Origin of the sequence: Microbulbifer variabilis (assembly GCF_023716485.1) — a bacterium.
In the GTDB taxonomy this organism is placed as follows: Bacteria; Pseudomonadota; Gammaproteobacteria; order Pseudomonadales; family Cellvibrionaceae; genus Microbulbifer; species Microbulbifer variabilis_B.
In genome coordinates, this window is sequence record NZ_CP092418.1 from 1,527,695 (window position 1) to 1,553,068 (window position 25,374).

A 25,374-nucleotide genomic window follows, 5' to 3' on the forward strand; every position below is an offset into this window, starting at 1 on the left:
GTGGCCCCTCCGGATCGTCACTCGCTAAAACCAATCGACTCGCATATCGAACGGCAGGTTATTGCCACTTTGCAGCAGGCTTATTTGCGGCTGGATATTGGGTAGTTCCCATTCAAAATAAAAGAGGGCGGTGTGCAACTTGCCACGGTAAAAATTGCCATCTTCCTCGCTGGTAGTTCCTTCCAGGGCATTCGCGGCGATAACCGCCTGTCGCAGCCAGATCCAGGCCACCATAATGCAGCCGAAAACATCCAGGTAGAGAGTGGCATTACTGAGCCCGCGATCCACATCCTCCTGTAATTGCGTAAACAGGGCCATGCCCGTTTCGTCGAGCTTTTGCAAGGATTCCTCCAGGGTATCGGCCATGCTAACCAAGCTCTCTTTCTGCCGTGCTTCCAATACCGTTTTGCGGATTTCCGTTTGCAGCAGCTGGTAGGCCTGGAAATTTTTGCTGGGCACTTTGCGCGCGAGTAGATCGAGGGCGTGGATACCTTCAGTGCCCTCGTGGATGGCGTTCAGGCGATTATCCCGATAAAGCTGTTCCAGGGGGAATTCCCGAATATAACCGGCGCCGCCGAGTACCTGGATGGCCAGTTCATTGGCTTTTAGGCAGTATTTGGAGGGCCAGGATTTCACTACCGGAGTAATCAGGTCTAACAGAGTGGCTGCCAGCTGGCTCTCTTCTTCCGTGGGTGCGCTGTGCTGGTCTTCATAAAGAGAAGTGGCGTACATACTTAAGCCCAGGCCACCCTCGGCATAGGCCTTTTGCATCAGCAGCATACGGCGAATGTCTGCATGTTGAATAATGGGTACTTGCTTGGCGCTGGGGTCCTGGTTGGAAGGCAGGCGTCCCTGGGGGCGGTCCTTGGCATACTGCAGGGAGTAGGCATAGCCCTGATAGCCCAGAATAGAGGCCCCTGCGCCGACACTGATCCGAGCTTCATTCATCATCTGGAACATATATTTGAGCCCCTGGTGAGGCTCACCGATCAGGTAGCCCACTGCGCCCTGATCCTCACCAAAGCTCAATACTGTAGAGGTCGTGTTGCGAAAGCCCATTTTATGCAGCAATCCCGCCAGTTTTACATCGTTGGGCTGGGCTACCTGGCCGTTTTCATCAAGGAGCATTTTAGGCACTAAAAATAGGGATATTCCCTTAACGCCGGCGGGGGCACCCTTGATTTTTGCCAATACCAGATGAACGATATTTTCTGTCAGAGACTGGTCGCCACCGGAGATATACATCTTTTGTCCGCGAATACGGTAGCTGCCATCTTCAGCCTGTTCGGCACTGGTGCGGATATCGGCCAGAGCTGAGCCCTGATCGGGCTCTGTGAGGGCCATAGTGCCGGCGAAGCGGCCATCGAGCATCTGCGGCAAAAACTGTGCCTTTAGGCTGTCGCTGGCAAATGAGCGCAGTAGGTTGGCGGCGGCAATAGTCAGGAAGGGGTAGCAAGCGCTGGCAATATTTGCGGCACTAACATAGCCAAGGGCCGTGCTGATTATCGCTTTGGGCAGCTGCATGCCGCCTTCATCAAAATTGCAATGCCCCGCGAGAAAACCGGCCTCCGAGAGGGCATCCCAAGATTGTTTGGTCTCTGCGATCATCTGTATTTTTTCGCCATCAAAGTTGGGCTCATTGGCATCGCCCTTGGCATTGTGGTTGGCGAAAAATTTTTCGGCAATAGTGCGTGCGGTTTTCAGTGTTGCATCGAAAACTTCCCTGGAATGCTCCTTGTAACGTGGTCGCTGTAGCAGCGCTTCGGTATCGAGAAATTCATAGAGTAGAAATTCGGTATCACGGTCGTTGAGCAATGAATTAGTCATGCTTACCTCATTATTTTTTTTATGGAGCAAATGTACATATTAGTCCGACTACAAAAATTTCAAATCCACTGCACTATTGCTGGAGATAGACACTCGTGCCGTGCTGATCAAATATTTTTTAAGTGCTGGATAAATAAATGTCTAGTTGGTGATTGAATGGCAGATAAGTAAACGCTGAGGCTCAAAATTGGGCAATGACTTTTTGTGTGAATGCGCTTGGCGATATGGTGGTAGAAGGCCGTGGGCCATAGACTGGCAATGGTCTTTACAACTGCGGATAGCGCAAAAAAAGAAGGGTTAGTCGGTAGCGTTCTGGTAGGTGGGTACAGTCCCTTCGGTGGGGCGGGGGGTCACTTGTCGCCATAAACTGCGGGCGAGATCTGCGGGGTCTTGCTTACAGCCCTGTGCTATCCAGGCAGCAATAGCTTGTGCGACATCTGGCCATTGGATACGTACAGATTTTGGCCCCTCCTGCAACCAGGTGTGAATACTATTGGCATCTATGGAGCGTACGATCTTCGCCAGCTTTAGTTGTTCCAGTGCTTGGGCATTGGCTTCCTGTTCAAATTGATAGGCCAGTGGTCGGCTTAGGATGGGTTTGCCTTGAGCCAGGGTCTCTGCCAGTAATTCAAAACCACTGTTACAGATTACTGCACGGGCATTGACCAAGTCCTGTTGGAATCCTAGTGTGGAAGGCGACTTTATCTGGATATTGTTTGCCGTGGGCAGATTTTCTGGCACACCGTAAACAATAAATTGCCGTTCTACTTTGGCCAGTTCCTCCAGCATGGGTATTGGGTGTTCAAAGGGCAAGTAGACCAGAATGTAATCTTCTGTGTCACTCACGGGTTTGGGTTGAGGGGGGACTATGGGCGGTAATATGGGGTTGCCAAAGTGATGCCAGTGCAAACCCAGGCTTTTTTTTGTGGGAGCAAAGATACGTAAAACGGTATGAAAAGGCCAGTTATACCTGGGCATGGGAATCGAGTGTAAAAAAGCGTATTGGTGACCGATACCCACACTGGGCTTTTTGCGCATTTTCGCCGCCCAGGCGGTGACAGGTTCATAGTCACTGATGATTAGGTCGTATTCGCTAACTGGCAGTTTGCGGACATCCTGGATTAATTGGCGCAATTTAGCCTGGGCAACCGTGGCCAAGCTTCTAAGGCGCCCCTCACTGTGGACAATGGTCATTCCCTCCCGCCACCAATAGTCGCCAAACAATTCCATGCCAAACAGGTTTTCCTTTGGTCGACCTGAAAACAGCCATTGGATTTCAAGTTCTGGGTATTGTTGCAATGCCTTTGCCAATGTGCGTGAACGGGCAATATGTCCATTGCCGGTGGCCTGAACGCCATAGAGTATTTTCATAAAAGGACGGCACCAGAGGCTAATGCGACACATGAACCGAGAAGGGCACCGGCGAAAATATCAGAAGGGAAATGTACCCCCAGGCCTACACGGGCGGCGCCCACCCCGGTCGCCCAGATATAGCCTAACCCCCACATTGGGCTGACTTGCTGAGTCATAAATGTAATAAAAAGAAAGGCTGCAGAGGTATGCCCCGAGGGCAGGCTGAAACGGTCATGGGCGATAATAATCGGGCGTATACCGGGGATAGCCTGAGGTGGACGCCTGCGGCGGGTCGTGTTTTTGATTGTCCAATAGAGAGAACGCTCTACCGCCAAGCCAGAGAATGCGGCAATAAAAAGCTGAGTGGCGGCGTTGGAAATAATATAACTGAGGAGTACGGCGACGGTGAGCCAGCCATCTCCAGATTTGGATAGCCAAAGGTACCGTCTGCGTGAAGTGGGACGTGACGCCCGTTCCGTAAGATACAGAACCAGGGACACATCAATACTCTTCAAATTCATGGATAAGTCTCGCATGCCGCAAACTTAAAAATTGATTATTGCACGGAGTTGACCAAATGATGTCGTAATAGTGAAATCTCAAAATAGATGTTATTTACGCCTATATACCGCTTTTAAAAGCTTGGCAGAAAATTGATCCAGGATAGGTGAATAAGGCGCTAAGAAAGGAATGACTGGAAAGAGAGTCGGAGCAGCTGTCCGCGGCTCCATGATTTGCCCGTTAGAAAAAAGCAGAAAGGTTTTGAGAATAGTGGCTAGGCCGGCTTGATTTCGATCGTTCCAGAGCCGTGTAGATCCTCCACCAGCTTATAGCCGCAGAGTTTTGATGGCGTGAAATAGCCCCCCTCGCCCTGATAGTCGAGGAGATATTGCATGATTGCCAGGGAACCAGAGACGGTGACATCGTAGCCGTTGGCGGTGGTGAGTCGGCCAACTTTACGCTCACCGCGACGGTCATTGCGCACTTCTCCCCAAACCCAGGTTTTCTGGCCGGCACGACGCTCTTCACTGGGGCCTCGAACAGACTTGCTCACTTTTGCTTTCAGCCAGTTTTGTAGCCACTGGGTACGAAGCAGCCAACGAAATCCATTCAGGCGCTTTAGCTTCTTTGCCCTTGCCGGGCTCATGGGGATGTAGGCCTCAATATTTTGGATACCGGTTGAGTGGAAGGCAGTAGAGATATCACCCCAGGGAATTGCGACAGCAAACTTTTCACCTCGGCCAAAATCGATGGTGCGAGTAAGCTGCCCATGGCCAATGGTTTCGATTTTGCCATTGCGCCGAATGGCGCCTCCCATACCGAGGCTTTCGATAGAGGTCTTGGCTGTACCGGGGCTTAAACTCGACTCCGAGTCGAAGCCAAGCGCCAGGTGCGTGGCTGACGGCAGAGCTTGGTGTAATGCGGCAGCGAGGCAATCAGTAGGAATGACATCGAATCCCGCACCAGGGCAAAGTACGACGCCCTTGGCTTTGGCTTCATCATCAAGACGATGTGCGGTCTCATAAACGGAAATTTCACCAGTGATATCCTGGTAGTGGGTACGGGTGTTGAGGCAGGCCCTCATCATGGATTCAGCGGTAGCAGAAAATGGACCGGCGCAGTGGATAACCAGATAAACGTCTCGCAAGCTGCGTTCCAAGACTTCCGTATTACCCAAGTCGATGGCCATGGCCGGGAGATTAAGGGCTTCTGCCAGAGGCTGTAATTTTTGAGCATTGCGACCAGCTAGAATGGGGCGATAACCCAGCGCTACAGCTTGGCGGGCAATCAGCTCACCAGTGTAACCATAGGCGCCATAGATCATAATATTCTTGTTGTTCACCGGTTTTCCTTGTGGGTTCGAGAGCGGGTTGTCCGAGAGGATCAAGCTTGTTTGTCAGGCGCCAAATTTTATCGATTAATATCGGCTTCTGTCTGACACGAGAGGTTATCCCTCTGGCATTAAATGGCGCAAGACAGGGATTGGAGACTGATTGGATTTATTTATTCTGGCGCTTTTTTTACGTGGGTGTTATCCATCATTTCGAAGGCTTTTTCGAGTTTAAAGCGGGGGAATGTTTTTCCATCCTCTGAGACTGTGTCGCTAAACATAGCGTAAGGCCTAGCCGAAACAATATAGTTTCCGTAGAGCGCGCGATAGATCACCAGGAGCTCTTCTGTTTCGCTATGGATGGCCGTGTGCAGGACTTCGTAAAGATTTCCTTTGTAGTGGCGATAAAGGCCGGGTTTCATCAACAAATACCAAGTTAACTCAAATGGTGTGGAGACAGCTGTAGCTGCTCAATACGGCGGCCGTGGAGAATTGCTACACCGGAATAGCGATGTTCTCCAGTGGAAGTAAATTCAAACTCATAACTGCGTTGCAGGCTGATCTGGCCACGACGGTTACGCTTTAAGCGGGTGCGTACCAGCACAACCGTATCGTCGAGAAGTTGCACTCCCAGTTGTTTGCAGTGATTGGTCGCAGCGCGTCTGACATGTTCTTTTGCTGCCATATTGGCCCAGATATACCAAGCCACGGTAGCTAATAGTAATAACCAAAGTAGATTGTCGGGTGAGTAGTACATTGTTCTACAGTTGCTATGATCGCGATCCGCAAGAATAACACTGAAGGAGAGGCGATGTCTGGCACCATAATGATCACCGGTTGTAATAGAGGCATAGGTCTGGAGTTGACTGCCCAGTTTGCCAAGGATGGATGGCGTGTATTTGCCTGTTGTAGAGATCTGAAAAAGGCCGATGAACTCAACGCCTTACAGGCTAAATACCCACTGATAGAGCCCATCCAGTTGGATGTAACCGACTATGAGCAAATGATTGCTCTCGGTAAGGCCTTGAAAGGGGAGCCTATCGATATCTTGCTCAATAATGCGGGATATTACGGCCCAAAAGGCACTGGTTTTGGCAAAGTGGACCGGGAAGAATGGCGCCGCGTATTGGAGTCCAACACCATTGCACCATACATGATGGCGGAAACTTTTTGCGATAACGTGGCGGCCAGCGACTACAAGCTGATAGCCATGATGAGTAGCAAGGTGGGCAGTATCGCCGATAACCGCTCTGGGGGTGGTTATATTTATCGAAGCTCCAAAACAGCACTCAACCAGATCGTTAAAAGCTTGTCGATTGATCTCCATGATCGCGGAATCACAGTTATGGCATTGCACCCGGGCTGGGTAAAAACTGCGATGGGGGGCCCCGGTGCCCTGATTTCAACGGCACAAAGTGTGGCGGCCCTGAAGAAGCTGCTTACGCAAGCGGGTCAGGGTAAGAGTGGACGATTTTATAATTATGATGGCAGTGAAATCCCCTGGTAATCCCCATATCTCCCCAATTGGCCTCTATTGATCACCTACTAAGAAAACGCCCTTTGGGTAGGTAGAACCACTCCCTGAATTTGCCGCATGTTTGTACCGATTGCAAGATTGGGCAAGGATGCGGAAGAAGTCTGCTACCCGCAAATTCAAAAGACGCGAGAAAATACACTTAATGGAGGGATGACTATAGCTCCTCCACTTATTGTTATCAGTAGTCAGCGTGGCGTAGAAAGCATTTAGGCAAGGAATTGCCAGTCATTAATGCGTGCAGTGGAGATTGAGAGAAAGTAATGAATAGCGTAACTGAAAGTCTCGAACATAGTAACGGGCAATCTCAGGAACGTCTTTTTACTGGGTTGCGGATTTTTCTGAGTGCCTCTTTGGCGATTGTGGCAGCCCAGCTTGTTGGTGTGCCCAGCTGGGTGGCGGCCCTGGGTGCTGTTACCTATTTTGCCAGAGGCGGCAGCTTGCGTTCCGGTGGCTATAACCTGGCCTGTGCAGTTACAGGGCTTGGGCTAGGATTGGTCGCAATTGTGGGAACTGCAGGGTGGCAACTGGAACAACCATGGTTAGCTTTACCCACGGCCTTATTATTATCGGCCATTGGGGCCTGGGCAATGGGTTTGGTTACTGGGGTTGGCAATATTATTAGTTATGGGATTGGTATCTTGATCGCTTTCACAGCTCAGCAACCGATCTCTTTAGATGGTTATTTCCTGCTTATTACTGCTGCTGTACTTGGCGCGATAGTCGCGGGGTTGGTTGATTTTATCTGGCCGGGAAAACTCTTTATCTCTGGATCGGCGAAAAGCAAATAACTTGTGGCTGTTGAAGAAAGAGAGAGTACTCCGGACTCCCATTACATCTGTGAAAGAATTGTTCTGAGGTATCGATAATGTTGAAGAGCATCGTATTTGCAGGAGCCTTTGTTTTTTTAACTGCACTGGCTTTCACTGATCCCGAGGCTTCAGGCCCTGAAGCAGAGTCTGAACTGGAATACCTTTTATATTAGGTTTAGTGAGTGTGAAGGATCTCTGAATTATCCGTCAGAGTTATCAGAAATAACCGTTAAAATGCACATGGGGGTGCAACATGGAAGCGACATATTGGCATGAGAAGTGGAAGAAAAATAATATAGCCTTCCACGAAGCCTCTGGTAATTCCTTACTGTCGGAGTTCTTTTCACAGCTTTCTCTCTCCAAAGGCGATAGAGTATTTGTTCCACTATGTGGCAAAACCCGTGATATCGCCTGGTTGCTTTCTGGAGGTTATCGAGTCGTTGGTGCCGAGCTGAGTGAAATGGCGGTAGAGCAACTTTTTCAAGAGATGGATAAAACCCCAGAAGTCGAGCAAATTGCCAACCTTAAGCGCTATAAGGCTAGTAATATTGATATTTATGTAGGGGATATTTTCGACCTGGATATGGAAATACTACAGGAAGTTGATGGTATCTATGATCGTGCCGCCTTGGTGGCGTTGCCACAAGACATTCGCCCAGTGTATGCCCAGCACTTGATGGCGATGACAAAAGTGGCCCCTCAATTACTGATATCTTTTGAGTATGAGCAGTCTGAGTTAGCGGGCCCCCCCTTCTCCATCAGCTCTCAGGAGATTTTTGAGCGTTACAATGCGGATTACCACCTGAAGATGCTGGCCTCAAGGGATGTGCCAGGTGGCTTAAAAGGGCTGGTACCAGCGAGGGAAGTGGCTTGGCTGCTTACCAGGCGCTAGTCGCTTAGGGCTCACGAGGGCACAATGATGGTTAGCTGGGTAAATCAGGCAATGCCATTGTGCCGGCAATAAGCGCTTCTTTTTTATGCTTGGGCCACCTCTTGATGGCGATTTCCAATTTCAGTGCAGAAGATTTATCCTGAGTTTTTACCTGATATTCAAGTGTGAGAGGTCCTTTACCGCGAAGGGCCTTGGCCCCTTTGGCCCCGCCACCACAGTGCTCGGCAAAGCGTCGTTGAATATCTTTAGTTATCCCCGTATAGAGGGTACCGCTGGAAGTGCGGATTAAATACAAAAACCAAGAATCCATTTAAAATTGTCCGCGTAGGGCTCTTTCGTCTTCTCTCTAATTGAAAACGAAGCTTAGTTAAAAAAGGCTCTGCTGCTCGCCAGCTAAAGGTGGTGGTTTAAATTGGCTGCAATCCAGCGATAGGCGCCGGTGATTTAACCCTAATTTTCTGATGGCGACAATAAACCGCTGCCGTAATAACTGAGCGAAAACTCCAGTACCGGTCCTACGTTGAGAAAAGTCACTTTGATAATCCCGCCCACTGCGGCTCTGTTGTATCAGACTCATTACATGGTCGGCCCTTTGTGGGTAATGTAGTGATAGCCACTCACGGAAAAGTGGCGCCACCTCATGGGGTAGTCGCAAGAGGATATAGGCCGCCCTCTCGGCACCTGAATCCCGCCCGGCCTTCAAAATAGCTTCCAGCTCACAGTCATTAAGTGCCGGGATCATTGGAGCTGCAAGTACGGCCGTGGGTATCCCAGCCTTGCTCAATTGTTCGATAGTGCGCAGGCGGGCAGAAGGCCCCGCTGTGCGGGGTTCCAATTTCCTTTTTAAATCCCTCTCCAGAGTAGTCACACTAATTGCCACCTGAGCAAGGTTGTCCTGTGCCATCTCAGCCAAGATGGGAAGATCCCGTAAAATCAGCTGGCTCTTGGTGACAATGGTGACCGGTTGTCGAAACTGTTGCATTACTGTAAGCAATGCCTGGGTTATGCCTTTCTCTTTCTCTAGAGGCTGATATGGGTCTGTATTCGCGCCTAGTGCTATGGGACTACAGGTGTAGCTTGGTTTGCGCAGCGTCTGCTCCAACAATACGGGCGCGTTAGCCTTAAAAAAGATCTTGCTTTCGAAGTCAAGGCCAGGGGAAAGGTCCATGTAGGCGTGAGATGGTCTAGCGTAGCAATAGACACAACCATGCTCACAGCCACGGTAAGGATTGATAGACTGAGTAAAGGGGATGTCGGGCGATTGATTGGTGGCGATAATCGACTTGGCCTTCTCTTCAATGGCGGTAGTCAGTAGTCGCTCCAGGGGTTCTGCCTCAGTTTGCCAGCCATCGCTTTCCCGTGTACTGATGTGCTCGGCAAAACGACCAGTGATATTACTGGCTGCGCCGCGCCCTTTATGGAAGGACTGAGGATTATCTGGTTCTATTTTTTTCATTGGAACTAGGGTGCTGTATGTTTGTACAGTTTACGGTTTTGGTTCAGTACAAAGCAATGGCCAATCAATCTTTGTAATTGTCTATCCGCGGCTACTTAGTCAGCTCACTCAGGAGATGGAATCTACGAATGGCTCAGGTCCAACCTTTCAGGATTGATATACAAGAATCTCAGCTGGCTGATATGCACCGAAGGATACGGGAGGCACGTTGGCCTGAGGCAGAAACCGTAGATGGATGGGCGCAGGGAATCCCTTTGAATTATCTTAAGGATTTCTGTGATTATTGGCTAAATGACTATGACTGGTATGCCACTCAGCAGAGGCTGAATCAATATGACCAGTTCATAACAACCATTCACGACCTGGAAATTCATCTAATTCATGTCAAAAGCAGTCATAGAAGCGCCACGCCAATCGTAATAACCCATGGTTGGCCCAGTTCTTTTGTGGAATTTCTTAAAGTGATAGGGCCCCTGACTGAGCCGACTCAATATGGGGGGAGTGCTGAGGAGGCTTTCCATGTGGTATGCCCATCGCTCCCTGGTTTCGCTTTTTCGGGTAAGCCTGCAACGACGGGGTGGGGTATCCCAAGAATTGCCGCTGCCTGGGATACCCTAATGCATCGCCTGGGGTATCAATCGTACTTGGCTCAAGGGGGAGATTGGGGCCGGTCGGTGACCACTGAAATTGGCATACAGAATCTGGGCGCGTGCAGGGCTATTCATATCAATAATCCCAAGGAAGAGCCAACCGCTGAAGCCTTGCATTGGCCCAGCGAGGAAGAGAAAGAGGCTCTGGCCGGAATACGATTCTTCAATTGTTGGGATTCCGGTTTTGCCAAGGAACAGAGCACCCGCCCTCAAACACTGGGGTATAGTCTTGCGGATTCTCCCATAGGACAGGCTGCCTGGATATTAGAGAAGTTTCATTTATGGAGCAATTGCCAGGGAACTTTGGAGAGTATTTTTACCAGGAATGAATTACTAGACAATATCATGCTTTATTGGCTGACAAATACAGCGGCCTCTTCTGCGCGACTATTTTGGGAAAGCTTCGATGCCCCCTATGGCCCCGATCAGGAAAAGGTAGTGCAATTGCCTACTGGAGTCAGTATTTATCCTGGGGAGATGGTAAGAATACCCCGTTCTTGGGCTGAGGGGCGTTATAAGAACATTTGTTATTGGAATCATTTGAAACGAGGAGGGCACTTTTCGGCTTTTGAACAGCCCGAATTATATGTCGAGGAAATAAGGGCCTGGAAGAGAAGCTTGCAGTAGAAGCTGGTAACTTCTCCCCATTAAGATAGCCCTCACCCTTCAAGGCGAGAGCCGTCCCCCCATAAAGTTCTCATCCATTGATAAGAGCCTCAGTGTTACGCAGACAGAAACTGGCATCACTTGGTCATATCAAAAATTGGTAGAGTTTCTCTACTAACTGGCTACAGATTATTTGCTCAGTTTCCAATACGAAAGGGTTTTATTGAGCTTAAAGAATCTAATTGCCGAGATATCAATTATTCTGGGGCCAATTTGGGATTACGAGACACTTTCGGTCTCGGGGTTATATTTAGGTGGCATGGTTAGTCCGGGCCGCTCATCATCCCAAATCATATTGACTATTTTCCATGAATGCCCATCGTGATAAAGTTGAATGCTGTTTATCCCCCGCTTGATAAACTGGGTTTTATCACTATCTCTCCAGGCTTCGTAACTACTGAATGCGTGAGCGATATTGCCGAAAGACTCAATAATATTGTGAATTTCTACCTCATAAAAAGCGGCATCTCCAACCACCCTCTGAAAATTTTCAGGGTAATCCTGGATATCCATGACCAGCGCCTGGGGATTACCTTCACCATCTAAAGAGGTTCGAATGACTTTAGCGTAAGGTGTGAATAGCGATAATTGTTTTTTCCAGTCGCGCTTGAATCCTTCTGGGCCAGAAATTACTTGATACAATTCTGTAAGAAGCACTCTGATTTCACTATGAGATCTCATTTCTAACTCCCTCTAGGTTTTTTAGGGGCTACTACTGTTTTATTGTTTAACTTTTATCGGTAAAACATTTTGCATTACTTTCTAGCTCGGAAGGGAGCCAAGATAAGATTTTCCACCCTTCTTCAGTATTGGCCAGTGTATAAGTACTGCATTGATAATCCAGAACCTGTTTTTCTGAGGTGTATCGTTTAAGCAGTATTGTTGTAACTGACATATTCTCATTCTGAAAGAAAGACTTAAACTCAAGGATCTCAGAATTTTTATAACCTCGCTTGGCTAGACCATCACGTATCTTAGATAGTACTTCTTCTACTTGTGCTGAATCTTGTGGGGTTAAAATGTGTGGGCCAAAGATAAAGTGAGGTGATTCTGTGAAGAAGTGAGATGCGGAGCCTTTTATGTTGTTCGAAGAAAATTCATTAATGAAGTCTGTGATATGTTCTTCGACTGTGGGCTCTGCGAGTGATTGAAAGCTGGTACACATGAGCAAGGTTGCTAGGAGAATAATTCTTTTCAACTTGATTTCCTTTAGTTAAATTGGGGTAACTCTCTTAGGGTTCGCCATTCTCAGTAGCGCTTATTTATCTTGATTGCGTCCCAATAATAATCATTCTTTTAAGATGATAAATTAAATAATATTCGAGTGTAAATATGTCCTTGTTCTTAGCGATGTTTGGGTTTTCTCTCACTATGTCGATTACGCCCGGGCCTGTAAACATGGTAATCGTCTCATCTGGAGTGCAGTATGGTTTTGTTCGTACCATTCCATTTGTATCTGGGGCGACAATAGGATTTACCTTACTGCTTGCCATGATCGGCTTTGGACTTTACCAGGTACTGGAGCGTTATCCGCAGGTGTTGCAGTATCTTGCTATCGCTGGATCACTCTATGTCATCTATCTGGGGTACAAGATTGCCAGCGGGCCCACGGAAGAGATAGCTGTTGCTGAACGTACCCTGCCGCGCTTCCATGAGGGGTTTCTTCTGCAATGGTTAAATCCAAAGGCATGGATTGCCTGTGTATCTGGTGTTGCCTTGTTTTCAAGCCCTCAGAGTAACAGTTTATTTTATTTTGTGGGGATTTATTTTTTTGTCTGTTATTTGTCATTAACCGCCTGGGCTCTTATGGGGGATAGAATCAGGCTGGTGTTAGGGACTGAAGTGAGAATTAAAATATTTAATAGAGTAATGGGGGCATTGTTAGCAACTTCCGCAATCTATCTGCTATACAGTCAATTTCTTGAAAAATAGCGCCTTACAGCTAAGGTGCTTGGCTCGACTGGTGAGCCGGATCTCTTGCGACCATATCGTTACATATATTCATTGATTGTAGTTTCTAACCCTGTGAGATTGATGTTCGCAATGACATAGGGAAGCCGGGAGGGAATATTGATTTATGATTAAGCCTTATATTATTTCTTTTCTATACTAATTGGCAGTAACCTCCCTTTAGGGGCGAGTCTGCTATGGAAAAAACAAAACCTTTTCGTAAGCTTGGGGCTCAGGAGGCTCTCTTTGTAGAATTGACCGAGAGGTCTAAGGGTGCAGTACAACTGGTTGTCTTCTTCAGAGCATGCAAGTCTATAGGTGTTGAAGAGTTAATGGAGGGGATGGAATACCTACATAATCGTCATCTAATGCTCCGTTCTCGTGTGGAAAAAAAATCTTATGCTCAATGGTTCTGTGATGTAGGATTCCGAGATATTCCTACTGAGATTAAGAGCGATACATCTTCTTTTGATTATCAAGCAGAGTTTAACCGCTTGGGAAATGAAATTCTTGAGTTAGATAAATATAGTTATCGCTTGACGATTTACACCGATAAGCATGGATGTGTAATGTGGGTTGCTCTTGTTGTAAGTCATGCTGCCATTGATGGACGTTCAGCATTAATTTTGATTCGTGATTTGGATAGGTTCTTGAGGGGGCAGCAAAAAAACCAGTTTTCCGCCTCCATAATGGATAAATCTATGGTGGAATATATTAGCTCAAGGCAGGGGCTTAAAAAGCCACAATTATCCGTTTACAATAATAATTGTAAAATCGTAAAATGGCCGGTTGAAAAGGCTGAACATGCTTCCTCTCGGAGTGGGTGCTCTATTTATCGGCTTCTCCCTAAAAAGCTGCACGATCATTTTTGTTTGCTTGCAAAACAGGAGAATGTTCAAACCACTTCAATCTATAGTGCTATTGCTGTCCTCGCTGCAAGATCGTTACCAAGCTTCCATCCCATGACAGAATTAATGTTACCTATTAATGCCCAATACTTGTGTAAATCTCAAATAGACCAAGATGTTGTAGGAGAGTGTACGGCTACAATAACTTTATCCTTATCGGCAGAAGATACCAGTCTCGATTTGTTGAGTCTTGCACGGCTAATACAAAAAAAAGTTCGTTTATGTTTAAGGCGTAAAAGTTTTTTTGAGCCTCCTGTGAAGCTCGATTATAGGCTCGTAGAGATAGAAGATCTGGCTGAGTATTATGCTTCTGAAAAAAACTATTTCCCGTCAGGTCTTTGTGTTTCTAATGTGGGGGATGTGTTTGGGTATACGGGTTTATTGGAATTCTTTGATTTTGGTTTGGTTATGACTGTTCAAACTCATGGGGCGCATCCCATAATGCTGGTGACTTACGCTCTAGGTGGGGAAGGTGTTTTTGTTTTTGGTTATTGTGAGCCGCTTATCAGTAAAGAGAGTGCGCTTAAATATGTGAAAACTTACATGGAGTTAATTACCGATATTTCCAATGGTTATGCTGTTGAATAAAGCTGCTTTAAAAGTATAGCAGTTCTTCCTAAGTTTATAGTTAATAGATGCACTCCTGAGTTACCCAGTTTTTTACTCTCATTTGAGTTGTTTCCAGAGTATAAGGTTTCTCAAGTTTGCGGTGATTGCCGACAGTAGAGGTTAGATAGGCTATTGATTGTAGATGAATAGATTTAAGGGTTTACAGGTATATTGACTACACCTTGGATATCGGTCTCTTTTTGTTTAAAGAATTTTAAATAAAAATCCGTTTGGATGTGTCGACATTAAGTAATCTATTTACTTTTCCTATACTAATTGAATAGTCATCTTAACTTGTGATTTACATCTGTGCAGGATTGAAGCTATGCAATCAGAGCCATATTCACGAGAGTTAGGTGCGGTCGAGGCCTTGATGGTCGAGTTTGCCAGGGAGTGTCATGGGGGGACTCAAATTGTCTCCTTTATTAAGGTACTTCAACCATTAAATGTGAAGACTCTGCAAGACGGGCTGGCCTGGGTACACCAATTGCATCCTATGTTGAGAGCAAGGGTTAAATTGGGGACGAATTTCAAATGGCAATGTAATGTGGATTTTAGCTCAATACCTTTAGAAATTTATGTGCTTGATCATGGTTTCAATTTTGAGTTGGAGTATATGAGGCAGTCTAAAAAAATTATAGATATAGAAAAGTATACTTATATGATTACTCTTTACATTGGTAATAACCAGTGTGTGGAATGGATTTCCATAGTTGCAAATCATGCGGCTATTGACGGTAGATCAATAATGGTCTTGTTCTTTTATCTAGATTTATATTTGAATAAAGGTGGAAATCTAGAGCTAAAGTCGTTGCCATTGTATAAGCCTATAGAGAAATATCTTAAGGAAGCGGGGTACAGTGGTGGTGATCATCTGCTTCTACCAGGTAAGGACTATCTTTCATGGCCGGTTGAACAAACCGCAGACCTAGCGGGACGTCAAAGTAGAGCAATCCTGCGTACTCTATGTTTCGATGATGTAGAAAAGTTAGCCTTATTAATCAAAGAGAAAAAAGTAGGTTTTACTGCGCTGTACAGTGCTTTGGCAGTTATTTCATCTCAACAGTTGGCCAATCATCGACCCTGGACAGAGATCGTATTGCCAATGGATGTACGTGGTTTGTGTAAACCAAAGATAGGTTTAAATGTTATCGGGGCCTTTACCGCGATAACAACTTTGGAAGTTTCGCCGCACAACTCTGGTGTGGGAGTTTTGGACTTGGCCATAGAAATACAAAATAATTTGAATGATAGATTTAACCCCAGAGAGTTGAAAGGTTTAATTTTTGAGTCTAGTTGCAGGCTAAAAGATATCATACAAGCTGCACATGAATACTCCCATAAAATAGAGTCATTTCCATCGGGTATTTGCGTTTCGAATTTAGGTAGTATGAGAGGGTTGTGTGGTGAACTAAAACATTTTGATATAGCTGCTGGTATGCTTGTTCAAAATCATGGTCACCACCCTATGATGGTGATTGCCTATACTACCAATCAAAATGGGGTGTTTGTTTTTGGATACTGTGATCCACTTATTAGTAGAAATAGTGCGAAAGCTATGGCTGATCAGTATATGGAGTTATTGCAAGAGCTTGTTTGTTCCTCATGAGGTTTGAACTGATGAACCCTTGTTTGTTCTATTTTTAAATCAGTATATTGCCGTTCATTCCCCCCCCGTTCTCCTATACTGAATACTGATTGTGTAGTCTTCTATACGACAACTTCCACCAATGTAGGGCTCAAATATGTACTTAGAGCCATTCTTTCTCGAGCGGCATTCCCAAGATACTAACTCTAAGAGGATGACTGCCAGGTCGGATTTTGGGGGCCAAATTTTACTTTCTAAGCGGGGGAGCATCAAACCTCTGAGCAGCACTAGTGCTGACTTTCTATTGAGTGATGTTGTCCGGCAGGGTGAGAGATTCTTGTGATGTAGTTCGGTTGCATGAATATTAGTTATGAACTACATCGGCATTTTTGATGAGTTATTAATCCTAATAGATTGTGATTGCTAGGAATTTTTACAGGTTGATCAAAATCATCAAATCATATGTAGCCAAGGCTTTGTGGTCATTTAGGGATTTATTAATTAGTTGGCGGGAAAGAGTTAATTTCATAGAGTTTTATACAGATGACGGCACAAGGTTGTATCCTTCTGAGGAGATGGGTGATAGTACATTCCACTGGAGAGTAAACTTGTGAATGATGTGGTTGTCATTGTAGGGCAAGGGCTCTATTTGGCTGTGGCAGCAATTATTGGTTTGGGTATTTCCCGGATATTAAGAATTGATAATACACTAGGCTGCTTATTGGCTGGTGTTCTAGCTGCTTTTTTGTTACCGGTAATCGATTATGATACAGGGTTGAGGGCAACCAGCTTAAGGGAATTGGTTTTTTTTGTCATTTTGCCCGTTCTAATTTTTGAGTCTGCCTGGCAGCTTGAGCCAAGGATTTTAAAGCGCTGGATTGGTCCGATTCTATTATTTTCGACTTTAGGGTTAGTCATTTGTGCCTTCCTGATTGCAGCAATTACCTATTATGGAATTGGCCATCCTGCGGGATTTCCCTGGATAGCGGCATTGTTGACTGGAGCTATTCTGGCGGCTACCGATCCCGTAGCGGTAGTGAATAAGTTGCGACAAGAAAAAACTGGGGAAGATTTACTTTCTCTTGTTGAAGGGGAAAGCTTATTTAATGATGCCGCAGCGGTAGTCCTTTATTCTCTGGTCCTAGGGCTGGCCACTTACTCAATTGTACAGGGGGCAGGTGTAAGCGCTGAGGCTCCATCGCTGAGTGTTAGTTCAGTAACGCTGTATTTCTGCATGATATTCTTTGGTGGCGTTGCCGTAGGTTTGATCTTGGGGTTGCTGACAACACTGGTTATTTTGTTTTTACGAACACCAAGTGCAGCATTAATGACTCTAGTGATCGTGGCTTTTGGTAGCTTTTACCTTGCAGAAAGCATTTTGCATGTATCTGGCATTATTTCTGTTATGACCTGTGCCATAGTGGCTAGAGCCTGCTTGCGAAAACAAAGGAAAACCTATCTGGTAGATGCAGAAACCACTTGGGAGTGGTTGGGGCTTCTCTTTACTTCAATTATTTTTGTGATCATGGGGTTGGTCATTACTTTCGAAATGTTTACCCATCAATGGTTGGCGATGTTAATTGCCACGGCCGCAGCACTGGGCGCTCGGGCCCTGTCGGTGGTGCTGGTAGCACCATTAACGCGCTTCGTAGGTCCGCCAATTCCAAAGTCTTGGCGACTACTGATGAGTTGGGGGGGATTGCGTGGAGTGATTGCTGTAGCCCTGGTACTTTCTCTTCCCGTTGAATTGCCCTACTGGTGGACTATCCAATCTATGGTTTTTGGTGTAGTACTTTTTTCCTTGCTAGTACAAGGCACTACCAGCGGGCGTTTAATAAGAAAGCTGGATATCTAGAGCTTAACTACTGGATGTTTTCTGTTTGATTATCGGACAGGAGTAATCTGGGAAAAAAGTTTGAGAGATATTGATGATATTTCTGCTTAATTGTGTCGTGATTTGAGGTTTATTATTTGCTGTTGTGCTTTTCTATTTATGTTATGGCGGCTTTTAGTAAGAGTCTGCTTCAGGCAGGGATGATTTGAATGAGATAAACTGGTCGGCTGTAGTTTTCGGAGATTCAAGCATTGGTAAATGCCCAATGTCTTTGATCAGCTGTAGTTGGGAGTTAATAATTTCTCTTGATAGGATTGTGCCTGCGCTAGGATGAAGTATCCTATCCTTATCGCCCCAGGTAATTAAAGTAGGCTTGGAAAAGCCCTTTAATCTTCCCTCTAGTGGAGATGAAAATTTGATACTTCCATCTTTTATCTGATGAATGTCTTTAAATATCTTTTGGTACAGTGAAAAGTTATTTTCAGCTATTTTTGATAGCTCTGATATTGCAAAGCCTGGTATAAAAGGTCTTTTGTGGAAAACATTATCTAATAGCGATTCATACTCCTCTCTGTTCTTGGACAGAATAACAGGTAATTCATCGCGTAAAATTTGCTCAAACATTGGACTGCTGGGTGAACTTTCCACTCCAAGAGGGTTTAAAAGCCATAAGCTATTTATCTTTTCTGGAAACTCTACAGCATAGTTTCCAGCTATGTATCCACCCATTGAATTGCCCGCAAGGTGAAAGTGCTCTAAACCCATTGCATTCACAAAGCTGTTCAGGCGTTGAGTTTGGGGTAGGACATCATAGTTTAAATCTGGATCTTTAAAGCTCTCTCCAAATCCAGGTAAATCGGGAGCAATGATCTGAAAGTGTGGGGTTAAATATCTGGCTAAGCGAACCCAGTTATCTTTGTCAGCCCCGAAACCATGTAAGAGAACGAGCGGTGTACCTGACCCACCCTGCAAGTAACTAATTTCCCCCTCTTCAATTTCAATTTTTTTGAGCTTTAGGCCCGATATTTTTCTTTCAGCAAAAGTTCCAAGCGTGAAAAGTGTATGGGTAATGGAAGTTAAATTCATTGTATTGGTTGTAGTGGTTATAATTGCTTAACTGAAAAATCGATGTTGCTCAGTAGGATATTGATCATTCATTGACCAGCCCATTTGATTGATATCCACATTGGTTAGAAATTTTGAGTCAACGATTTAGTTGTTTGAAGTTTGTATAATCCTTCAATACTAACAGGGCTGTAAAGGCTATCAAATTGGAATGTATGATATGGACCTATTTTGGCACATAATACTTCCTCAAGAGAAGATGTTGAATTTCTGCTAACTTGCAGAGAAAGGATGCCGGGTTCACTAGATATGTTATGAGCATATTGCTAGGTTGCCAATGCCAGCCAGTGTTGTTTTTCGTGTCTAAAGCATTTAATTGCCAATCACTATTTTTTAGATCAACATAATTGGATTGTCTAATGCTATCCATAACGCCACTAAGAGCAAGCTCAAAGAAAATAGCATTCCCTGTACTCTTTGGCTTCTATCATTAGTAGCGAATTTTGCGAGTGCACTTCCGAATACAATCCAGCAGAGGTGTGTTGATAGATTAAGGATAGTCATTAGTGCGATTAGTAATAGGATGGTTGTGGTGGGTTCGTGCTGAAGGTTGGGCGCAAAGATAGAAAACATGGTAAATGTTATAATCCAGCCTTTAACGTTTAGAATTTGAATCAACATTCCATTCCATATTGAAATCTTCGGCGCTTCACCCTGGCTCAGTGGTGACTTAGGTTTGGCGAAATGATAAGCGAGATAGATTAAATAGATAACACCGCCAGCCTGAAGTACTCTTAAGGCAACAGGGTAGTTGGTTAACCAAGTCATTAAGCCAAAGCCAACTAAGAACCCTTTCACAATAAAAATAAAATCTATTCCGGCCATTAGTGGCAATGACCTGCGGATACCCAAGCTTGCACCGGCTGCAGCGAAGGTGATATTGGCAGGACCAGGGCTAAAGATGAGCGGAAACATAGCAGCCATCCACGCGAGAACAAATTTCATACTCATAAGACGTACCTATGCCAAACATTCAGAAGTTACCAGTTGAGGGTTGTGGAAACAGCTTTACTGGCGGTGAGGGATGAGTCTATAGAGAGAAGCTATTACTATCTTGTATAAAATTGCGCTACATCGATTTTAGATAACGCCCAGGAGTAATACCAAAAGTCTTTTTGAAGTTTCTACTCATATGGCTTTGATCAAAGAAACCACACTCGGATGCTACTGTGGCAGCATTTAGTCCTTGTTGTAGCAAAAGGCGGGCCTGATGAATTTTGTAAAGGACCAAAAATTGATGGGGAGCTATACCATAGTGCTTGCTAAAGCAGCGGATTAATTGGTATTGGCTCATTTCCGTGAGCTGACATAGTTGCTCAAGCGTTACGTTGTATTGCCAGTGATCACACAAATAGTTGCGGATTTTTATTGCGGCTGAGATATCTTTTGTATTTCGAGGGCTGAGGTTCTGGTCGCCATGATTGGCGAATAGCTTGGTAAGCGCCAACGTTAAAAGGCTATCTACGGCAAGCGGTAAGTGAGTACCATTCAGGCTACAGTGAAGTTGAAAGAGTAGCTTGAAAAGCTCAGGATCATGAATAATAGGGCCCTTAAGGAAAGGCATCGGGGTTTTACCAGGGCTACTATGTTGCCGCAATATTTGTGTAACCAGCTTTGTATCAAAATAAAACATCCGGTAATGCCAGCCTTGCTCGCTACCGCTGTAACCTGTATGTATTTCACCGGGGTTAATGGCGACAATGTTCCCCTGGGGGATGATATTACTTTGCCCGCGATAATCTAATTTCTCCGCGCCTGCCTGGATAATGCCAATGGCTAATTCATCGTGCCAATGTTTATTAAAGGCAAAACTGCGAAAGTGTGCATGAAATAGTTCTATGCCACTGTGTTTTGGGCTACGCCAAATCGCCGAAAATTCCTTTTGCATCTATAGGTCTAATTCATCAGATCTTATTTATCAATACAGCTGTTTCAGCTGCGAGCATTACAAGATACAAAAAGAGGAAGAGCTGGGCAAAAAATCTATTAGTAGAGGGGAAAGCGGGAGGTAAGGCCGTGGAGTTATCCACGGCCAAGAGCAATAGTTATTGCCAGTTGAGGATCACTTTGCCGGACTCACCAGAGCCCATGGTGTCGAAGCCTTTCTGGAAATCGTCGATTGGGAACTGGTGGGTAATAATCGGGGTCAGGTCCAGACCGGATTGAATCAGGCTGGCCATCTTGTACCAGGTTTCGAACATTTCGCGGCCGTAGATCCCTTTTATGATCAAACCTTTGAAGATGACCTGGCTCCAGTCAATAGCCATTTCGCCGGCGGGAATACCGAGCATGGCGATCTTGCCACCGTGGTTCATTGCCTCGAGCATATCGCGGAAGGCAACGGGAACCCCGGACATTTCCAAGCCCACATCGAAGCCTTCGCTCATGCCCAATTCTGTCATCACATCTTTAAGGTTTTCCTTGGAGACATTCACGGCACGGGTGGCCCCCATCTTACGGGCCAGATCCAGGCGATATTCGTTGATATCAGTGATGACCACATGGCGTGCGCCAACATGTTTTGCGACTGCTGCGGCCATAATGCCGATAGGACCGGCGCCGGTGATCAATACATCTTCGCCCACCAGATCGAAAGAGAGGGCGGTGTGTACGGCGTTACCGAGGGGGTCAAAAATGGAGGCCAGCTCATCGGAGATGTTGTCTGGAATTTTAAAAGCGTTTAATGCCGGAATAACCAGGTATTCGGCAAAAGCGCCCTGGCGGTCTACACCAACACCGTAAGTGTTGCGGCAAAGGTGGCGGCGGCCTGCGCGGCAGTTGCGACAGTGGCCACAAGTGATATGCCCTTCGCCGGAAACGCGGTCGCCCACTTCAAAACCGGCGACTTCCTCGCCTATACCGACTACTTCACCCACATATTCGTGTCCCACTACCATGGGTACCGGGATGGTTTTTTGCGACCACTCATCCCAGTTATAAATATGCATGTCGGTGCCGCAGATAGCGGTTTTGTGGATTTTGATCAGTAGATCGTTGTGGCCTGGCTCTGGGATTTCCACATCGGTAAGCCAAATACCCACTTCGGACTTCAGTTTAGAAAGTGCTTTCATTGTCATTAAAACTACAAAAAAAAGGCGCGGCACCATCTGGCAACGGGATTGATCCGTTGTTAGACGGCGTCGCGATTATTTGGGAATTAAATAATTTTCAGCTCGCGGCCCACTTCAATGAAGGCATCAATGCACTGGTCTAACTGCTCGCGGGTGTGTGCCGCAGACATCTGGGTGCGAATACGGGCTTGGCCTTTAGGAACTACCGGATAGAAGAAGCCCACTACATAGATACCGTGCTCCAGCATCTTGTCTGCCATTTTCTGAGCCAGGGCGGCATCGCCGATCATGACCGGAATAATTGGATGGTCGGCACCTGCCAGGGTGAAGCCGGCTTCGGACATACGCTTGCGGAAATACGCAGAGTTTTCGCGTAACTGCTCCCGCAGTTCGCCACCTTCCATTAGCATATCGAGCACTTTCAGGGAGGCAGTGACAATAGCCGGGGCTACTGAGTTGGAGAACAGGTAGGGGCGAGAGCGCTGGCGCAGCAGATCGATAATTTCCTTGCGGCCAGAGGTGAAACCGCCGGAAGCACCGCCCAGGGCCTTGCCCAGAGTGCCAGTAATAATATCAATACGATTGATGACATCACAGTATTCGTGGGTGCCGCGGCCGTGTTCACCGAGGAAGCCTACCGCGTGGGAGTCGTCGACCATCACCAGGGCATTGTAGCGGTCAGCCAGATCGCAAATCGCTTTTAGGTCGGCGATCACACCATCCATGGAGAAGACACCATCGGTGGCGATCAGCTTGGTTTTGGCGCCTTCGGCGTCAGCTGCCTGTAGTTGTTTCTCTAACTCCGCCATATTGTTGTTGGCGTAGCGGTAGCGCTTGGCCTTACACAGGCGCACGCCGTCAATAATTGAAGCGTGGTTCAGGGCATCGGAGATTATTGCATCCTCTGGACCCAGCAGGGTTTCGAACAGGCCACCATTGGCATCAAAACAGGAGGTGTAGAGGATGGTGTCTTCGGTGTGTAGGAATTCCGACAGGCGCGATTCCAGTGCCTTGTGGATGTCCTGGGTACCACAGATAAAGCGCACTGAGGCCATACCGAAACCGTATTGGTCCAGGCCTTCTTTGGCGGCTTTGATCAGGTCCGGGTGATCGGCCAGGCCCAGGTAGTTATTGGCACAGAAGTTCAGTACCTGGGTGTCGTTGTTCACCTGTATCTCGGCGGCCTGCTGGGAGGTAATGATCCGCTCCCGCTTATAGAGGCCGTCGGCTTCGATTTGTTTTAGCTCGTTGCGCAGGTGCTCAAAGAATTGTTCTGGCTTGGACATGATATTGTTTTTAGCTCCTGTCGGGTGCTCGTGGCACTAGGTATCTGGCGCGAATCAAAATGGCGCCACTGGATTCTCGTTTATCCCGCCAGCTCGCAGGCCTTGTGGGCAGTGATTGGCTGCTCACTGGCACGGCAGCTGGTGGCGAATTTTAAAGCTTCTTCCGCGGTGTCGAACAGTAGTTGCCACAACAATTGCCGATCGGCCCGTCTCACGGCTCTCACCGCGGTGCGGCTGCGTTGGTTGGCAATTTGAATTTCTATAATGTCTTTACTGGATAACGGTGATTCGGACATGGTCCCTCCAAGGGTAAAACTTTGGAGGGCTGACGTGGAAGCGGCGAAAGGGTATTCGCTAATCCGGTTGGATTGCTCTTGTAGAGCCCCATCCTCCCCGCAGGCTTTGGTGTGCCAGCAGAGAGAGAACCACCTTGCCCCGGTCGGCAGGTTGGCGTTGGCGTCAGCCACTCTCGTGATGTGCGAGCAAAGATAGCGGGGAGGGGATTGGCAGTCAACTGCACCGCCCACGATTGCAGGCGGTGCAGAAGTTTATGCCGGCAGTTGCACAGATTTCAGTTCGATAAACTCGCCGAGGCCGGCCTCGCCAAATTCGCGCCCATTGCCAGAGCGCTTGTAGCCGCCAAAGGGTGCGTCGTAATTAAACTCGCCGCCATTGACGAAACACAGGCCTGCCTCGATGCGGCGCACCAGAGGCATGGCACTCTCTGCATCTTTTGCCCAAACACCGCTGGACAGGCCGTATTCGGTGTCATTGGCGATGGCAATTGCCTCATCCATATCCTTGTAAGGGATCAGGCAGGTCACAGGGCCAAAGATCTCTTCGCGGGCGATGCTCATATCGTTGTGAACATCGGCAAATACCGTGGGCTTCACATAAAAGCCCTTCTCCAGCCCAGAGGGCACCTCGGCGCCGCCAGTGACCAGGCGTGCACCCTCGTCGATACCCTTCTGGATATAGCCGCGCACTATCTCGCGCTGGCGCGCGGAAGAGAGTGGGCCCATAAAGGCATTTTCATTGGTGCCCATGGCGATGTCTTCGGCCACCTGGCGGGCGATTTCTACCGCTTCGTCATAGCGCTCGGCAGGTACCAGCATACGGGTGAGGGCGGTACAGGTCTGGCCACTGTTGATAAACACATCTTCGCAGCCCCAACGCACGGCGGCTTCCAGATCTGCATCGGGGGTGATAATCAGAGGGGACTTACCACCTAATTCCTGGGTTACGCGCTTCACCGTGGGCGCAGCGGCCTTGGCCACTTCCACACCGGCGCGAGTGGAACCGGTGAAGGAGACCATATCGATACCGGGATGGGCTGAGAGCGCCGCACCCACTTCGGAGCCGGCACCGGGTACCAAGTTGAAGACGCCGGCGGGGACACCGGCCTCTTCAATAATTTCCGCCATCACAAAATCCTGCAGCGGCGTGATCTCGGCGGGTTTGGTGATCATGGTGCAGCCGGCGGCCAGGGCCGGAGCCACTTTGCCCACAAACTGGTGCAGTGGGTAGTTCCATGGAGTGATAAAACCGCACACGCCCACGGGCTCGCGGAACAGAACGGAATGGCCGGCCTTCTCTGTTTTTTCCATTTCCGCGGTGCGCTCGGCGTAATAGCGCATGGCATAGATAGGGCCATCCACATGCAACCAGCGGGTGATATGTTCGGGGCAGCCGAGTGTCTGGGACACGGCCTGTACCAGATCTTCCTTGCGCTTTTCCATACCGTCGGCAATGGCGTTGAGCAGTTCGCGGCGCATCTGTGCGGTGCTGTTGCGCCAGCTGTGGAAGGCTTGGCGCGCGGCTTCCACGGCGAGATCCACATCTTCGGCCGAGCCTTCGGCCACTTGGCAGATGAATTCTTCGGTGGCCGGGTTGATCACCGGGTGAGTCCCGGTACCCAGAGGCCCGCGCCATTCGCCGTTAATAAACAGCTTGCCCGTGGGCAGTTTGCTGAGATCTGTCAT

Annotated in this window: 25 protein-coding genes and 1 riboswitch; of the genes, 8 read left to right on the forward strand and 17 right to left on the reverse strand. The window is 47.3% G+C overall.

Annotation, left to right across the window (positions count from 1 at the left end; translation table 11 throughout):
• Positions 1-24: 24 nt before the first annotated feature.
• From MJO52_RS06795 to MJO52_RS06820, 6 genes are all read right to left on the reverse strand, one after another.
• Complete coding sequence (locus MJO52_RS06795) at positions 25-1,827, reverse strand: acyl-CoA dehydrogenase (protein ID WP_252085193.1); 1,803 nt, start codon at positions 1,825-1,827, stop codon at positions 25-27.
• Positions 1,828-2,124: 297 nt separating this feature from the next.
• Positions 2,125-3,198, reverse strand: coding sequence for an MJ1255/VC2487 family glycosyltransferase (locus MJO52_RS06800; RefSeq protein WP_252085194.1), 1,074 nt, complete (start codon positions 3,196-3,198; stop codon positions 2,125-2,127).
• A complete protein-coding gene (locus tag MJO52_RS06805; protein WP_252085195.1) occupies positions 3,195-3,701 on the reverse strand; it encodes a phosphatase PAP2 family protein in 507 nt (168 codons plus the stop codon). Before MJO52_RS06805 ends, MJO52_RS06800 begins: the two co-directional genes overlap by 4 nt.
• A 254-nt stretch (positions 3,702-3,955) precedes the next feature.
• Entirely contained in the window at positions 3,956-5,023 is a 1,068-nt protein-coding gene (locus MJO52_RS06810; RefSeq protein WP_252085196.1) for a saccharopine dehydrogenase family protein, read from the reverse strand.
• A 161-nt stretch (positions 5,024-5,184) separates the two neighbouring features.
• Complete coding sequence (locus tag MJO52_RS06815) at positions 5,185-5,433, reverse strand: DUF1653 domain-containing protein (RefSeq protein ID WP_252085197.1); 249 nt, start codon at positions 5,431-5,433, stop codon at positions 5,185-5,187.
• Positions 5,434-5,447: 14 nt separating this feature from the next.
• Entirely contained in the window at positions 5,448-5,768 is a 321-nt protein-coding gene (locus MJO52_RS06820; protein ID WP_252085198.1) for a DUF3301 domain-containing protein, read from the reverse strand.
• Between the two features lie 54 nt (positions 5,769-5,822).
• Between MJO52_RS06820 and MJO52_RS06825 the strand changes: the two genes are divergently transcribed.
• From MJO52_RS06825 to tmpT, 3 genes are all read left to right on the forward strand, one after another.
• On the forward strand, positions 5,823-6,518 hold the full coding sequence (locus MJO52_RS06825) for an SDR family oxidoreductase (RefSeq protein WP_252085199.1): 696 nt from the start codon (positions 5,823-5,825) through the stop codon (positions 6,516-6,518).
• 290 nt (positions 6,519-6,808) lie between these two features.
• Positions 6,809-7,336, forward strand: coding sequence for a DUF1097 domain-containing protein (locus MJO52_RS06830; RefSeq protein ID WP_252085200.1), 528 nt, complete (start codon positions 6,809-6,811; stop codon positions 7,334-7,336).
• Between the two features lie 274 nt (positions 7,337-7,610).
• Complete coding sequence (gene tmpT, locus MJO52_RS06835) at positions 7,611-8,249, forward strand: thiopurine S-methyltransferase (protein WP_252085201.1); 639 nt, start codon at positions 7,611-7,613, stop codon at positions 8,247-8,249.
• Positions 8,250-8,280: 31 nt separating this feature from the next.
• Here tmpT and MJO52_RS06840 read toward each other — a convergent pair whose 3' ends face one another.
• Positions 8,281-8,559, reverse strand: a complete 279-nt coding sequence (locus MJO52_RS06840) for a GIY-YIG nuclease family protein (RefSeq protein WP_252085202.1) — start codon at positions 8,557-8,559, stop codon at positions 8,281-8,283.
• Between the two features lie 57 nt (positions 8,560-8,616).
• Positions 8,617-9,705 carry a PA0069 family radical SAM protein gene (locus MJO52_RS06845; protein WP_252085203.1) on the reverse strand — a complete coding sequence of 363 codons (1,089 nt, stop codon included), beginning with the start codon at positions 9,703-9,705 and terminating at the stop codon, positions 8,617-8,619.
• Positions 9,706-9,833: 128 nt separating this feature from the next.
• Here MJO52_RS06845 and MJO52_RS06850 point away from each other — a divergent pair, with 128 nt between their 5' ends.
• Complete coding sequence (locus MJO52_RS06850) at positions 9,834-10,982, forward strand: epoxide hydrolase family protein (protein ID WP_252085204.1); 1,149 nt, start codon at positions 9,834-9,836, stop codon at positions 10,980-10,982.
• A gap of 258 nt (positions 10,983-11,240) precedes the next feature.
• Here MJO52_RS06850 and MJO52_RS06855 read toward each other — a convergent pair whose 3' ends face one another.
• Complete coding sequence (locus MJO52_RS06855) at positions 11,241-11,702, reverse strand: hypothetical protein (RefSeq protein WP_252085205.1); 462 nt, start codon at positions 11,700-11,702, stop codon at positions 11,241-11,243.
• Between the two features lie 46 nt (positions 11,703-11,748).
• Positions 11,749-12,219 (reverse strand): DUF6841 family protein, encoded by a 471-nt coding sequence (locus tag MJO52_RS06860; protein WP_252085206.1) that lies wholly within the window; start codon positions 12,217-12,219, stop codon positions 11,749-11,751.
• 134 nt (positions 12,220-12,353) lie between these two features.
• On the opposite strand from MJO52_RS06860, the gene MJO52_RS06865 reads away from it, so the two are divergent.
• The 4 genes from MJO52_RS06865 (at position 12,354) to MJO52_RS06880 (ending at position 17,931) form a co-directional block, all read left to right on the forward strand.
• Positions 12,354-12,953 (forward strand): LysE family translocator, encoded by a 600-nt coding sequence (locus MJO52_RS06865; RefSeq protein ID WP_252085207.1) that lies wholly within the window; start codon positions 12,354-12,356, stop codon positions 12,951-12,953.
• Between the two features lie 215 nt (positions 12,954-13,168).
• Positions 13,169-14,467 carry a hypothetical protein gene (locus tag MJO52_RS06870; protein WP_252085208.1) on the forward strand — a complete coding sequence of 433 codons (1,299 nt, stop codon included), beginning with the start codon at positions 13,169-13,171 and terminating at the stop codon, positions 14,465-14,467.
• 346 nt (positions 14,468-14,813) lie between these two features.
• On the forward strand, positions 14,814-16,097 hold the full coding sequence (locus tag MJO52_RS06875; RefSeq protein WP_252085209.1) for a hypothetical protein: 1,284 nt from the start codon (positions 14,814-14,816) through the stop codon (positions 16,095-16,097).
• Between the two features lie 589 nt (positions 16,098-16,686).
• On the forward strand, positions 16,687-17,931 hold the full coding sequence (locus tag MJO52_RS06880) for a cation:proton antiporter (RefSeq protein WP_252085210.1): 1,245 nt from the start codon (positions 16,687-16,689) through the stop codon (positions 17,929-17,931).
• Between the two features lie 153 nt (positions 17,932-18,084).
• On the opposite strand, the gene MJO52_RS06885 is transcribed toward MJO52_RS06880, so the two are convergent.
• The 7 genes from MJO52_RS06885 to MJO52_RS06915 form a co-directional block, all read right to left on the reverse strand.
• Positions 18,085-18,996 carry an alpha/beta fold hydrolase gene (locus MJO52_RS06885; RefSeq protein ID WP_252085211.1) on the reverse strand — a complete coding sequence of 304 codons (912 nt, stop codon included), beginning with the start codon at positions 18,994-18,996 and terminating at the stop codon, positions 18,085-18,087.
• Between the two features lie 372 nt (positions 18,997-19,368).
• Positions 19,369-19,986 carry a LysE family translocator gene (locus MJO52_RS06890; protein WP_252085212.1) on the reverse strand — a complete coding sequence of 206 codons (618 nt, stop codon included), beginning with the start codon at positions 19,984-19,986 and terminating at the stop codon, positions 19,369-19,371.
• 118 nt (positions 19,987-20,104) lie between these two features.
• Positions 20,105-20,923 (reverse strand): AraC family transcriptional regulator, encoded by an 819-nt coding sequence (locus MJO52_RS06895; RefSeq protein ID WP_252085213.1) that lies wholly within the window; start codon positions 20,921-20,923, stop codon positions 20,105-20,107.
• 157 nt (positions 20,924-21,080) lie between these two features.
• The gene (gene tdh / locus MJO52_RS06900; RefSeq protein WP_252085214.1) at positions 21,081-22,106 is read right to left on the reverse strand and encodes an L-threonine 3-dehydrogenase; all 1,026 of its coding nucleotides are present in this window, start codon (positions 22,104-22,106) and stop codon (positions 21,081-21,083) included.
• Positions 22,107-22,192: 86 nt separating this feature from the next.
• On the reverse strand, positions 22,193-23,392 hold the full coding sequence (locus MJO52_RS06905) for a glycine C-acetyltransferase (protein ID WP_252085215.1): 1,200 nt from the start codon (positions 23,390-23,392) through the stop codon (positions 22,193-22,195).
• Between the two features lie 80 nt (positions 23,393-23,472).
• Positions 23,473-23,688, reverse strand: coding sequence for a hypothetical protein (locus MJO52_RS06910; protein ID WP_252085216.1), 216 nt, complete (start codon positions 23,686-23,688; stop codon positions 23,473-23,475).
• A gap of 58 nt (positions 23,689-23,746) precedes the next feature.
• A riboswitch (SAM-I-IV-variant riboswitch) is annotated at positions 23,747-23,875 on the reverse strand.
• Positions 23,876-23,940: 65 nt separating this feature from the next.
• Entirely contained in the window at positions 23,941-25,374 is a 1,434-nt protein-coding gene (locus MJO52_RS06915) for an aldehyde dehydrogenase family protein (RefSeq protein WP_252085217.1), read from the reverse strand.